The 12943-nt window shown below is 63.6% G+C and carries 10 protein-coding genes; 6 read left to right on the top strand and 4 right to left on the bottom strand.

All coding sequences use genetic code 11. The features are described 5' to 3' along the window. Positions 1 to 6: 6 nt before the first annotated feature. From JQK88_RS08180 to JQK88_RS08165, 4 genes are all read right to left on the bottom strand, one after another. On the bottom strand, positions 7 to 957 hold the full coding sequence (locus JQK88_RS08180) for a cytochrome c (RefSeq protein ID WP_192256572.1): 951 nt from the start codon (positions 955 to 957) through the stop codon (positions 7 to 9). Positions 958 to 966: 9 nt separating this feature from the next. Next, positions 967 to 1404, bottom strand: a complete 438-nt coding sequence (locus tag JQK88_RS08175; RefSeq protein ID WP_203278024.1) for a c-type cytochrome — start codon at positions 1402 to 1404, stop codon at positions 967 to 969. Positions 1405 to 1566: 162 nt separating this feature from the next. Then, entirely contained in the window at positions 1567 to 2169 is a 603-nt protein-coding gene (locus JQK88_RS08170; RefSeq protein WP_142866647.1) for a superoxide dismutase, read from the bottom strand. Positions 2170 to 2354: 185 nt separating this feature from the next. Beyond that, the gene (locus tag JQK88_RS08165) at positions 2355 to 3233 is read right to left on the bottom strand and encodes a branched-chain amino acid aminotransferase (RefSeq protein ID WP_112564120.1); all 879 of its coding nucleotides are present in this window, start codon (positions 3231 to 3233) and stop codon (positions 2355 to 2357) included. Between the two features lie 167 nt (positions 3234 to 3400). On the opposite strand from JQK88_RS08165, the gene JQK88_RS08160 reads away from it, so the two are divergent. The 6 genes from JQK88_RS08160 (at position 3401) to JQK88_RS08135 (ending at position 12938) form a co-directional block, all read left to right on the top strand. Next, complete coding sequence (locus tag JQK88_RS08160) at positions 3401 to 4063, top strand: haloacid dehalogenase type II (RefSeq protein WP_112564279.1); 663 nt, start codon at positions 3401 to 3403, stop codon at positions 4061 to 4063. Positions 4064 to 4362: 299 nt separating this feature from the next. After that, positions 4363 to 5169, top strand: a complete 807-nt coding sequence (locus JQK88_RS08155) for a L,D-transpeptidase (protein ID WP_192256568.1) — start codon at positions 4363 to 4365, stop codon at positions 5167 to 5169. A gap of 294 nt (positions 5170 to 5463) precedes the next feature. Further along, positions 5464 to 5664, top strand: a complete 201-nt coding sequence (locus JQK88_RS08150; RefSeq protein WP_192256566.1) for a hypothetical protein — start codon at positions 5464 to 5466, stop codon at positions 5662 to 5664. A 461-nt stretch (positions 5665 to 6125) separates the two neighbouring features. Beyond that, positions 6126 to 7031 (top strand): helix-turn-helix transcriptional regulator, encoded by a 906-nt coding sequence (locus JQK88_RS08145; protein WP_203278023.1) that lies wholly within the window; start codon positions 6126 to 6128, stop codon positions 7029 to 7031. Between the two features lie 200 nt (positions 7032 to 7231). Further along, a complete protein-coding gene (locus JQK88_RS08140) occupies positions 7232 to 7651 on the top strand; it encodes a hypothetical protein (protein WP_203278022.1) in 420 nt (139 codons plus the stop codon). 106 nt (positions 7652 to 7757) lie between these two features. Next, positions 7758 to 12938, top strand: coding sequence for a YadA-like family protein (locus JQK88_RS08135; RefSeq protein ID WP_446669873.1), 5181 nt, complete (start codon positions 7758 to 7760; stop codon positions 12936 to 12938). The last annotated feature ends 5 nt before the right edge of the window (positions 12939 to 12943 follow it).

Raw genomic sequence — 12943 nt, 5'->3', positions numbered from 1 at the left:
TCGGGATCACTTAGCCGGCTTGCTTCGCGCCGGATAGCCATTGGGATGCGGCGGCACTGCCTTGAGATAGGCGGCTATTGCCGTGCGATCTTCCGGCGTCAGCCGGGCCATGTTGCGCTGGACGTCGACCATGGCGCCGCCGACCGAATCGAAATCGGGCGTAAAACCGGTTTCGAGATAATTGGCGATGTCGGCTTCCGACCAGTCGCCGATGCCGCCCTCGCCCGAGGTGATGTTCGGCACAATGCCGCTGCCTTCGGCGGCGGTGGCACCCGCCAGCCACTGGCTTTTCCTGGTGCCGCCGCTGAGCTCGCGCGGCGTGTGGCATTCGCCGCAATGGCCGGGTCCCTCGACCAGATAGCGGCCGGCCAACACTGGGTCAGGCGTGCCGTCGGCCAAGGCGATCACCGGCTGGTTGCTGAGGTAGAGCCGCTTCCACAGGCCGAGACCGCGACGGATGTTGAAGGGGAAACTGAGCGAGTTGTCCGGCGCCTTGCCGGCGACCGCCGGCAGCGTCTTCAGGAAGGCATAGAGATCGGCAATGTCAGCCGGCTTCATGCGGGCGTAGGACGCGTAGGGAAAGGCCGGATAGAAATGCTCGCCGGAAGGCGACACGCCTTTCAGCATGGCATTGGCGAGGTCCTCGACCGTCCAGGCGCCGATGCCGTCCTTGGGATCCTGCGAGATGTTGGGCGGCACGAAGGTGCCGAACGGCGTCTTGAGTTCAAGGCCACCGACGAGTTGGAGACGGGCCTCGCCTTGCGAGCCCGGCTTGGCGTGACAGGAGGTGCAGCCGCCGGCATAGAAAATGCGTTTGCCCCTGGCGGCGTTGCCGGGGCCAAGCTGTGCCAGGGTATCAGTGTCGAGTTTCACTGGCGCCGACAACAACCAGCAGGCGCCGGCGCCGGCGACGCCCAGGACAAGCGCGGCGCCGATGAGTTTTTTCAACAGGGCCATTGCCCGGGATCAGCCCTTCTTCACCCGATAGCTCTGGTGGCAGGTGCCGCAATCGTTGCCGAGGGTGCCGATCTGCGCCTTGAGCGCATCGACATCGGCAGGTGCGGCGGCGACAGCGGCCTTGACGTCGGCGACGTATTTCTCGTTCGTGGTCTTGAAGCCCGCCATGTCTTGCCAGATTTTCGGCGAAGCGGTGGTGTCACCGCTGTCGCTGCCGGCCGGGAACAGCGCATCGACATCGACCTTCTCGGCATTGACCTGCAGCGCCTGCAGCGCCGTCAACACGGCGGCGGCATCGAAGTCTGCTTCCCCCTTGGCGATTTTCGACAGGCCGCCGACGAGTTTTCCGCGCTCCTTCATCAGTCCCTGTCGGTCGAGGATCGGGTCGGCAAAGGCGGCCGAGGCGGCGAGGCTGAGCATAGAGATGGCGATGACGAGCTTTCTCATTCAATTGGCTCCAGGATGATGAGGGGTCGCGACCTGACGTTAACGGATGGCGGGCTGAGATTATTCCCTGCTCGCCGCACGGAAACTGCCGCTTTGCAGTGTGCCTCCGTTTCGATCTGAAAAAAGAAAAGCCCCGGGGGATGCCGGGGCTTTCTGGATCGATCAGGCTTTCGCCTTTTCGTACATTTCGAGGACATGGTCCCAGTTGATCAGGCTGTCGACGAAGGCTTCGAGATATTTCGGCCGCGCGTTGCGGTAGTCGATGTAATAGGAGTGTTCCCAGACATCGACGCCGAGGATCGGCGAGGCGCCGTGGACGAGCGGGTTCTCGCCATTCGGCGTCTTGGAGATCGCCAGCTTGCCGTCCTTGACCGAGACCCAGGCCCAGCCCGAACCGAACTGCGTGGTGCCGGCGGCGATGAAGTCGGCCTTGAACTTGTCGTAGCCGCCGAGGTCGGCGTCGACCGCCTTCTGCAGGGCGCCGGGAAGCTTGTTGCCGCCGCCGCCCTTCTTCATCCACTTCCAGAAATGAATGTGGTTGTAGTGCTGGGCGGCGTTGTTGAAGAGGCCGGCATTCTTGCCGAACGACTGCTTGACCACCTCTTCGACCGACAGGTCGCCAAGACCGGCTTCAGCGGCCAGCTTGTTGCCGTTGTCGACATAGGCCTTGTGGTGCTTGTCGTGGTGATACTCCAGCGTCTCTTTCGACATGTAGGGCTGGAGGGCCTCGTAGTCATAGGGCAAGGCGGGCAATTCAAAAGCCATCGGTCATACTCCTCATGGAAAAATCCGGTGCGGATACCGGATTAAGATAGGGCTGGATTGTTCTGGAACAACTCCGGAATGAAGCGCCGGTTCCTTTCTAAGCGGGTTCCGGAAAAGTGTCACACGGTTTTGCCGACTGGATGCTGCGTCAAAAAAGAGCGCCCAGCAAACGAAGCGGCGGCGGCTCAGCCGGCAGGCGTCGAATGCGCCCATTCCCAATAGAGCTCGCGCGCCTTCTTGGCCACCGGCCCGGGCTGGAGATTGCGGTCCTCGATGCGGGTGATCGGCACGACCTTGGAATGGTTTCCGGTCGAAAAGATCTCGTCGGCCTCGAGAAAGTCGCGCACCGACAGCATCTTTTCGGTGGTCTTGAAGCCATAGTCGCCAAGCAGCGTCATGGTGCGCGAGCGGGTGATGCCGGACAGGAAAGTGCCGTTCGGCGCCGGCGTCAGCACATGGCTGTCCTTGACCAGGAAGATGTTGGAGGTTCCGGTCTCGGCGACATTGCCCAGCATGTCGAGCACAAGTGCATTGTCGAAGCCGCGCATCTTGGCTTCGAGAATGGCGCGGCCATTGTTGGGGTAGAGGCAGCCTGCCTTGGCATTGGTCGGCATGGTTTCGATCGTCGGCCGCCGGAACGGCGACACGGTGATCGAAAAGCCGGCCGGCGAGATCATCGGCGATTCGTAGAGGCAAAGGCAGAAGCGGGTCGATGCCGGATCGGCCGGCACGCCCATATAGCCGCCATGCTCGGCCCAGTACATCGGCCTGATATAGACCGCCGTCTTGCCGTCGAACTTCTTCAGCCCGTCCCAGGTCAGGCCGACGATCTTGTCGACGCTCATCGACGGTTTGAGACCTAGCGCGATCGCGGAAGCATTTACCCTGGCGGCATGCAGTTCGAGGTCGGGGGCGACGCCTTCGAACCAGCGGGCGCCGTCGAAGACGCTGGTGGCAAGCCACATGGCATGGCTGCGCGGCCCAAGGATGGCGACATTGCCTTCGTACCAGTCGCCGTCGACGAAGGTCCATGTCGCCGATTGCGCCGCAGTCGCCAGTGTCATTGTTCGGTTCCGCTTCGATGCTGCCTGTCTGGTATCATTGGAAGATGCTTTGGCGGGCGCCGTCAACCGGCATGGAGCGGATTTTGTTGAGGCCAGCGAGCCCAGAAAGCCATCAAGTCTGCAATCGGTGCTTGCACCTTGCCCCGCCTGCCCTCAAAACTGTCGTCATGCATTACGCGGCTTACGTTTTCGACGCCTATGGCACGTTGTTCGACGTGCACGCCGCCGTGCGCCGTCACGACGGCGAGATCGGGCCGGACGGCCAGCTTCTGTCGGAAATCTGGCGCGCCAAGCAGCTGGAATATTCCTGGGTGCGCACGCTGATGGGCGGTTATGCCGATTTCTGGCAGCTCACCGAACAGGCGCTCGACTTTGCCTTGCGCAAGGTCCCTTCGGCAGACAAGGGGCTGAAGGCCAAGCTGCTCGAAGCTTATTGGCGGCTCGACTGCTATCCGGAAGTGCCGGCCGTGCTCAAGGCGCTCAAAGCGTCCGGCGCCAAGCTGGCAATCCTCTCCAACGGCTCGCCCGAGATGCTGGAAGCAGCGGTCAAGTCGGCGGCCCTCGACCAGGTGCTGGACGACATCTTTTCCGTCGACGCCGTCAGGCGCTTCAAGACCGACCCGTCGACCTACGACATGGTGGCGACGGGCTGGCGTCTCTATCCCGGCGCGGTCTCGTTCCAGTCCTCCAACCGCTGGGATATTGCCGGCGCGACCAAATTCGGTTTTCGCACCGTGTGGATCAACCGGGCCAACCAGCCCGAGGAATACAGGGACTTCCCGCCGGCGCTGATCCTGCCGTCGCTGGAAGGATTGTTGACAGGCGGCTAGAGCAATTCCAGGAAAAGTGTGAAACGGTTTTCCCGGGAAAAGCGCGCAGCGCTTTCCCTTGGAAAATTGCGCAGAAGGAAAGACGCAGAATAGTCGGCGTTTCTGTGAAACGATGAACTGCTCAAGGGCTCTGTTGCCTCAAAGCAACAGTGGCATGACGGTCACAGCTTCGCCTTTGTTTGTCCACCCTCAGGCCAGAATCGGAACCGCCTATCGCGCCAGGCATTGGGGGAGACTAACACTGCGCCGCCTGGAAGCATTCACGCTTTCTTGCGACTTGAGACTTAAAAAAGGCAACCATGTTGAAGACCGAAATCGACCCCTATCGCCTGAGCCGTCGCGGCTTTCTGAATGCCGCAGCCCTCGGCGCCGCCTCGATTGCGGTCTCCGCCTGCACCACCACCGGGCCGGAACCAGCGCCGGTCGAGCCGCCGCCGACCTATGTCGATCCGCCGCTCGGCGACTACGCGACGATGTACGGCCCGATTTCGGACAGCGGCTTCGAGCTCCCAGCCATTCCGATCAAGAAGATGGACCCGCAGTTCCTGCGCCAGATCGTTCCCGATCCGACCGGCCAGAGGCCCGGCACCATCATCGTCGATACGACCAACCATTTCCTCTATCTGGTACGCGAGGGCGGCCAGGCGATCCGTTACGGCGTCGGCCTCGGCCGCGCCGGCTTCGAATGGTCGGGAGACGCCGTCGTTCAATGGAAGCAGAAATGGCCGAAATGGACGCCGCCGGATGAGATGGTCGCCCGGCAACCGGAACTGGAGCAATACAGCGCCAAGAATGGCGGCATGCCCGGCGGCCTCAAGAACCCGCTCGGCGCCCGCGCGCTCTATCTGTTCCACGACAATGTCGACACGCTCTATCGCTTGCACGGCTCGCCGGAATGGAACTCGATCGGCAAATCCGTCTCGTCAGGCTGCGTGCGCCTGATAAACCAGGACATCATCGACCTCTACGACCGCGTGCCCTCGAAGAGCCCGGTCATCGTGACGTCCGATATCGGCCAGCCGATGGTGGCGAGCGCAAACCGCACAGCCATTCCGATCGACGGCGGCGTGCCGGACGGTTCTGTCCTGCTCGGCCCGGTGAACTGATCAACGTTCTCCCGATGCTGGTGGAGCGGCAGGTTTGCCGTTCCATGCGGCAAACTTCGCCAGGATTCCGATAGCTTTACGCGAATGGCTGGGGTCCGCATCCAAGACATGCACTGCCGGCAGCAGGACCCCAAGGAAGACTTCCAGACGAGCTATGGAGCCGGCGCAATCGACACGCCCGTGCACCGTCAATTCAGACGCGCCTGTATTTCGTCTCCGATGCATGTATATTAGGCGGGAATAGAATTGCAGATATATACGTTTCATTAGTTCATTGATGGCGGGGGAACGCCAATGGTGGGATTTCATTTCGATAGTCCGCCTGCCGACAGCGCCGAGCTCAACCTGTCGGCCGAATGCGAGCGCCAATTGCTGCCGCTCGTCCGCGGAATTGTCGAAGCCGCGGTTGCCGCCGGGTGGAGCCGGGAGGATGTTCTTCTCGCCATGGTTGAGCTGTCTTGGGATCTGTACGAGAAACGTCGAGGCGATCTTTAGCAGCCCCGCGTGACCGGGTAATTCTGTATCGGGGTCACTGCACGGTCACCGATCGGGTAGCTCGGAATCTCGAAAGCGCTGGTCGGAGAAGGGCAACCATGCGGGGAAGCGTGTCCTTGATAGTGGCGGCATTGGCAGAGCAGGTTCGGCGATAGCCGCGCGATTTATGTTCTGTATGCAACGCTGGATTGTGAAGCGGCGCTCGCGATGCACAATAACTAGGCACAAAATGGTAAGATAAGATCGGCAAATCGTCAGATTAGTTCGTGCTAAACAAGCAGAATAGGCACATTTATAGGCAAAACCCCTGCCAAAGTTTTGATTTCTCCTGAAAATCTGCTTTTCAATATGAAGCAACGCCTCTAAGGTTCGAAAGAACACCCAGGAATAAGCGTGAATTCTGGGCGTCTCCATACAACACAGGATTCGATCGATCGGCGCAGGGCTGAGGCAAGACGACGATGCAACACAGAGGCAACGTCCTGGAAAGCGCCGGGACAGACCGGCGGCGCGCGGATCGGCGCATCTTCGATGGAATTCCGGAAAGCGCGGGGCGGTGCCTGGTCACCTTTCGAGGCGGAGCGGCTCATGTCGTTCATGGGCCGGGATCACACACATTCAAAGCGGGGGAACATTTCTGTTCGGTTTTGTTTGCGCCCTCACCCGGGATAGCGGCATCGCTGGGCAGCGACAAAGTCCACGAATACGACGGCGACGTCGGGATGATCGTGATCGTCCCAGCCGATCTCGGCGGCAAGGTGACCCGGTCATCCACCACGGAGAGTGTAATCGTGGCGCTCACCCCCGAGAGTCTCTTCGAACTGGCTACGCGTGAATTCGGCACCGGCCGCGCCGAGCTTCAACCGCCGCCGTTCGGGACCGTCGATTTCCAGGCGCTGCAACTCGCGCAGTTGCTTAAGATGGAACTGACGCATCGGGAAACTCCAAACGAGTTCTATGTCGACTCGCTGGTCACCATGTTCGGCGTCCATATGCTTCGGAACTACGCAGGAGCGGGAAAGTTGCCACAAGGCCCAAAGGGCGGTCTGTCGAACCGCAGCGCCCGGCGGGTGCGGGAATTCCTGGACGTAAATTTTTCCAGCAAGATCGCGGTGGCCGAGTTAGCCACACTTTCCGGCCTTTCGCCGAGCCATTTCATCCAGGCATTCACGAAAACCTTTGGCGAGCCGCCGCACAAATACCTGCTGCTGTTGCGTCTCGATTTCGCCGAAAAACTTCTCATCGAGAGCGATCTGTCGATAGCCGAAGTCGCGCATCTGAGCGGCTTTTCAGATCAGAGCCACCTGACCGTCACCATGTCGAAATACCGCAGCAGAACCCCCAGGCAGGTGAAACTGCAGCGGTGATATTTGCCGCGGGCGCGTCTCCGCAGCCAAAAGTTGCGTGGCAGAGCGGCCACACCTGCCGCTCAGCGCTCAAAGACCGGATTTTCCTACAAAGATTCCGGACTTTTACAAAATACATACACCGCGAACGTGCCCATGGTCGCGATGGAAAGTCATTTGGGGCGGGGGCAACCAGATGATGCGGCATGTCGGATTGTCCCATGGACATTCAATTCGCGGAAATCGACGTCTTCGCACCCAAGGCCGAAGCGGCATGGGCCGCGCTGCAGCGCCAATATGCCAGCCGGATCAGCGGTGCGGAACTCGACCATCTTCTGGCCTGTTTCGTGCTTGGACTGACCTCTCCGGCCTGTGGCGAAGGCGATCCAGGATTTCATTTCGATCTCTGCCGCGCGCTGGTGGCGATAAACCTGTCGCCGGAGCGGACCGAAGCCGCCTTGCATACGGTTCCTGAGCCGACGCAGCCATGGGTCGCGAGCGCCTGCCAGCTGATTGAAAAACAAGGTGCGAAGATAGGTCTCTCGCTGCGAGAGACGACGGGTAATTTCAAGGATTTTTTGGTCGTCGAGGCGAATGATGCGGCACATCAGGGCGCCTCGGCAATTGCGAGGGAAAAGTAGCATGACCGGATACGTCAAGGGGCGGGCAAGGATCGAACTTTCTTCAAGCTTTGTCGGAAGCTGGATCGCGGGCGCGACCGACAGCCGCTCGGTTCGCCGCCGCCTGATGGCGGTGCTACGCAACGCGTGCCGCGTGCTCGGGATGCGCCGCAAAGCTCTGGGGCTTGGTGCGCTCGGCAATGGACGGATCCTGGCAGCGGCGCTGGGTGCGATCGCATTGGGCGGCATCGCCACCCCGGCATCGGCACAGGTTTTCGGCGGCGGCGGCACGGCAAACGGCGTGCGCGGTATCGCGTTTGGATCCGGGGCCGTGCAAAACGGAGCCGATTCCATTGCCGAGGGCACCAATGCCAACGCCGGCGCCCAGAACGCCGTCGCGATCGGCTTTCAGTCGCTCGCCTCCCAGATCAACTCCATCTATCTTGGCTCGCGCACCGCCGCAGGAACGGGAGCGCTGGCTCAGAGCGCGATCGGGATCGGCACGGATGTGACGGCATCCCAGGCCGACGCCATCGGGATAGGACGTGCATCCGTTGCGTCGGCGCAATACTCGGTGGCTCTTGGCCTGAACGCCAAAGCCACGGGCACAGGCGGCGCGATGGCGCTGGGGCAAGGTACGGTATCAAGCGGCGTCAATTCAGTAGCGCTCGGCGTCCAGGCCAGTGCCACAGGAGCCGGCGCCAACGCCTTGGGCACTTTCTCTGTTGCTTCGGGAGGGAACTCCACTGCCCTCGGCACCAGTTCCGAAGCCAGCGGCAACTATTCCACGGCCGCAGGCTGGGGGTCTGTCGCCAGCGGCGATTCCTCCACCGCCATCGGCCGGCAGTCCAGTGCCAGCGGCGTTTCCTCCATCGCCCTCGGCCAGGGTGCGGCGGCATCAAACGTAAATGCGGCCGCACTCGGCCCGGCCGCCCAGGCCGCCGGTAACAGTTCGCTTGCACTCGGTGCGCAAGCGGCGGCCGTTGGCAGCAGCACGGTGGCGGTCGGTCTGGCCGCCGGCGCCGGATCCACCACCGCCAACGCCAATTCGGTTGCGGTGGGCATTGCGGCGGGCCAGTTCGTCAGCGGCGGACAGAATACCGCAATAGGAGGTGGCATCCCCAGCGTGACGCGAGGCGCCGGTTCCGGTGTTACTGGCGCGCGCAACGTTGCCCTTGGCACCGGCGATGGCACCGTCGCCTATGACGCGACGCTCTCCGCTTCCGCGGGCAGCCTGGTCACGGGCAACGACAACGTCGCGATCGGAACCAATGCCGGTATTGGCGTCACCGTCAGTAATACCGCGTCGATCGGCCACAACGCTCAAGCCAGCCAGACCAACGCCGCCGCCATTGGCACCGGATCCATCGCCAGCGGCGTGAATTCCATCTATCTGGGCGCACGCTCCGCTGCCGGCACGGGCGCTCTCGCTCAGAGCGCGATCGCTATCGGTGTGGACGTGACCGCGTCCCAGACCGACACCACGGCAATCGGCCGTGCAAGCACGGCGTCCGGCAGCTCCGCCGCCGCGGTCGGGACCGCCGCACGGGCAACGGCGACAAGCGCAGCGGCATTCGGTCCCACCGCCAATGCTTCGGCCAATTTCGCGTTGGCCTTGGGCAATGGAGCCGTATCGAGCGGGATCGGATCCGTCGCCGCAGGTTCGGGAGCCCAAGCCACCGACGTCTCCACCACTGCCGTCGGCAACAACGCCGCGGCGACCGCCGCGAACGCAAGTGCGCTTGGACTGGGCGCCACGGCGGGTGGTGTAGACAGCACCGCGGTCGGCAGGTCCGCCAATGCGAGTGCGCAAAGCGCCATCGCCATTGGCACCACCTCAAAGGCGAGTGGCTCAGCCAGCACGGCGGTTGGCAACACGGCCGTTGCCAGCGGCGCAAACGCCTCCTCGTATGGATCCGGTGCGAGTGCGGCGGGAGACAATTCCCTCGCCGCCGGCGTCAGTGCCAGCTCGGCTGGCGCGCAGTCGGTGGCGCTCGGCATCGGCACGGTCGCCAGCGCCGACAATTCCACTGCCGTCGGACGTGATTCCCGCGCCACCGGACTCAACAGCACAGCGCTCGGCCGCGGCGCCCAAAGCAGCGCCGTGAACTCCATCTCTCTGGGCGCCGGAACGAGGGCGACCGGGATAGGTTCCGTCTATGTCGGCTCAAGCACTTTTGCAACGAGCGCCAGTGGAGACAACGCCATCGGCATCGGCACGGACGTGACGGCATCCGAGGACGACGCCATTGCGATGGGACGCGACAGCCAGGCGACCGCAACCAACGCCATCGCGGTCGGTCTACAATCCGCTGCGCTCTCCGCCGACTCCGTCGCCATCGGCACCGGCGCGATTACCGATGGCGGCAAGGCGGTGGCGATCGGCTACGGCAACGAAGCCTATGGCGACGGCGCGGTGGCCATCGGCGATCCTAGCTATGCGAGCGGCACCGGCGCCTTTACCGGCGGCGCCAATAACATCGCCAACAGCGATGGGACGGCGAGCGCCACCGCGGCCAATATGGCCAACGGCGCCGTCGCCATCGGCAACAGCAACAAGGCGATCGGGCAGGGCTCGGTGGCGCTGGGCAACGGTTCCACCGCGGGTGCGGCCGGCTTCGTCGGCAACGTCGCGCTGGGCAATGGCGCGACCGCGGCGGCAAGCTCCGGCGATGTCGCGCTGGGCTCGGGCTCGGTGACCGACGTGGCTGTCGGCACCAGCGGCACGACGATCGGGACCACGGCCTACAGCTTCGCCGGCACGACGCCGACGAGCACCGTCAGCGTCGGCGCGCTCGGCGCGGAGCGGACCATCACCAATGTCGCGGCCGGCCGGCTCAGCAACTCATCGACCGACGCGATCAACGGCTCGCAACTTTTCGCGACCAATCAGCAGGTGACGCAGAACACAACGGACATCGCCGCCAACACCGCCGACATCACCAATCTCGGCAACACGATCAACGGCATCAGCACCGGCGGCGGCATCAAATATTTCCACGCCAATTCGACGCTGGCGGATTCCCAGGCTCTGGGGACGGATTCTGTTGCGGTCGGCCCGAATGCGGTGGCCAACAATGCCGGCGACGTCGCGATCGGCCTGAATTCGGTCTCGGGCACCACGACGGCGGTTGGTGGCACGACGATCGGCGGCGTCAACTATGCCTTCGCCGGAACCACACCGGCCGGTGCGTTCTCGGTCGGCTCGGTCGGCGCGGAGCGCCAGATCCAGAACGTCGCGGCCGGACGGTTGAGCAACTCATCGACCGATGCGGTCAATGGCTCGCAGCTGTTCGCGACCAACCAGCAGGTGACGCAGAACACCACCGATATCGCCGCCAACACCGCCGACATCACCACTCTCGGCAACACGATCAACAGCATCAGCACCGGCGGCGGCATCAAGTATTTCCACGCCAACTCGACACTGGCGGACTCCCAGGCGCTGGGCACGGATTCCGTCGCGGTCGGCCCGAATGCCGTGGCCAACAATGCCGGCGACGTGGCGATCGGCCTGAATTCGGTCTCCGGCACCACGACCGCGGTTGGCGGTACGACGATCGGCGGCGTTGCCTACACTTTCGCTGGCACGACGCCGGCGGGCGCGTTCTCGGTCGGCTCTGTAGGCGCCGAACGCCAGATCCAGAACGTCGCGGCCGGGCAGTTGAGTGGCTCCTCGACCGATGCGGTCAACGGGTCGCAGCTGTTTGCGACCAATCAGCAGGTGACGCAGAACACCACCGATATCGCCGCCAACACCGCCGATATCGCGGCCAACACCGCCGACATCACCACTCTCGGCAACACGATCAACAATTTTGCCGGCGACACCTCCACGGCCTACACCGACGCCAATGGCGACGGCATCCGCTATGTGCGCACCAACGACAGCACCCTGCCGATCACCGACGCCTTCGCTCAAGGGGTCGGCTCCTCCGCCCTCGGCTACCAGGCGACCGCCTCCGCCGGCGACGCGCTGGCGCTCGGCCGCGGCACCCAGGCCACCGTCCTTGGCGGCGTGGCGCTTGGCGCCGGCTCGATCTCAGACCGGGCGGTCGCGCCCGTATCGGGATCGATCCTCTCCGGCACCGGCCTCATTCCCTACAACACCGCGGACATGAGCCTGCTCGGCGCCGTCTCGGTCGGCACCTCCACCTCCTACCGCCAGATCATCAACGTCGCCGACGGTACCGCGGACCAGGACGCGGTCACGCTTCGCCAGCTGAAGGGCGCGCTGAGCTCGTTCGCGGTGACGGGAAGCCTGTACTTCCACGCCAATTCGACAGCCGCGGATTCGCTTGCGGTCGGCGTCGATTCGGTTGCGGTCGGTCCTCGCACCACCGTCAACGGCGACAACGGCATCGGCATCGGCAACGGCGCCATCGTGCAGCAGACGGCGCCCGGCGGCATCGCGATCGGCCAGAATTCGACCGTCAACCAGGCCGACAGCATCGCGCTCGGTACCAACTCGACCACCAACGGGGCCCAGGCGGTGGCGCTCGGCGCCGGCGCCACGGCCAATGAGCCGGGCAGCGTCGCGCTCGGCGCGGGCTCGACGACGGCGGCGGCGGTCGCCACCACCGGCACCACGATCAACGGCGTCAACTACACCTTCGCCGGGACAGCTCCGACGAGCACGGTGAGCGTCGGCACCGTCGGCAACGAGCGCACCGTCACCAATGTCGCGGCGGGCCGGATCAGCGGCACCTCCACCGACGCCATCAACGGCAGCCAGCTCTACGCCACCAACCAGGCCGTCGAAGCCGTGCAGGGAAGCGTCGGTGACCTTAATGAGTTCGCGGTCCAATACGACAAGAACGGGGACGGCAGCAAATCCAACTCGATAACGCTTGCCGGCGGCGACCCCAACACGCCGGTCGTCATCCACAATGTCGGGGCGGGCGTTGCCAACACTGATGCGGTCAACGTGCAGCAGTTCAACACCGGGCTGTCGCTCAACCTGGCGGATTCGAAGACCTACACCAACCAGGTGGCGGCCACCACGCTGCAGCAGGCCAATGCGTATGCGGACTCCAAACTCAGCCAGCTCAACATGGACATGGGCGAGGTCAAGGGCGAGGCGCGCCAGGCTGCCGCGATCGGCCTGGCGGCCGCTTCGCTGCGCTACGACGACCGACCCGGCAAGCTGAGCGTGGCGGCCGGCGGCGGCTATTGGCGCGGTGAAGGGGCGCTGGCCTTCGGCGCGGGCTACACCAGCGAGGAGGGACGTGTTCGAGCGAACCTGTCCGGCACGACAGCAGGCGGGCACTGGGGTGTCGGCGCGGGCGTCAGCCTTACGCTGAACTAGAGCCC

This window comes from Mesorhizobium caraganae (genome assembly GCF_016836705.1).
GTDB classification, from domain to species: domain Bacteria; phylum Pseudomonadota; class Alphaproteobacteria; order Rhizobiales; family Rhizobiaceae; genus Mesorhizobium; species Mesorhizobium caraganae.
This window is presented reverse-complemented; position numbering and strand designations above follow the sequence as displayed.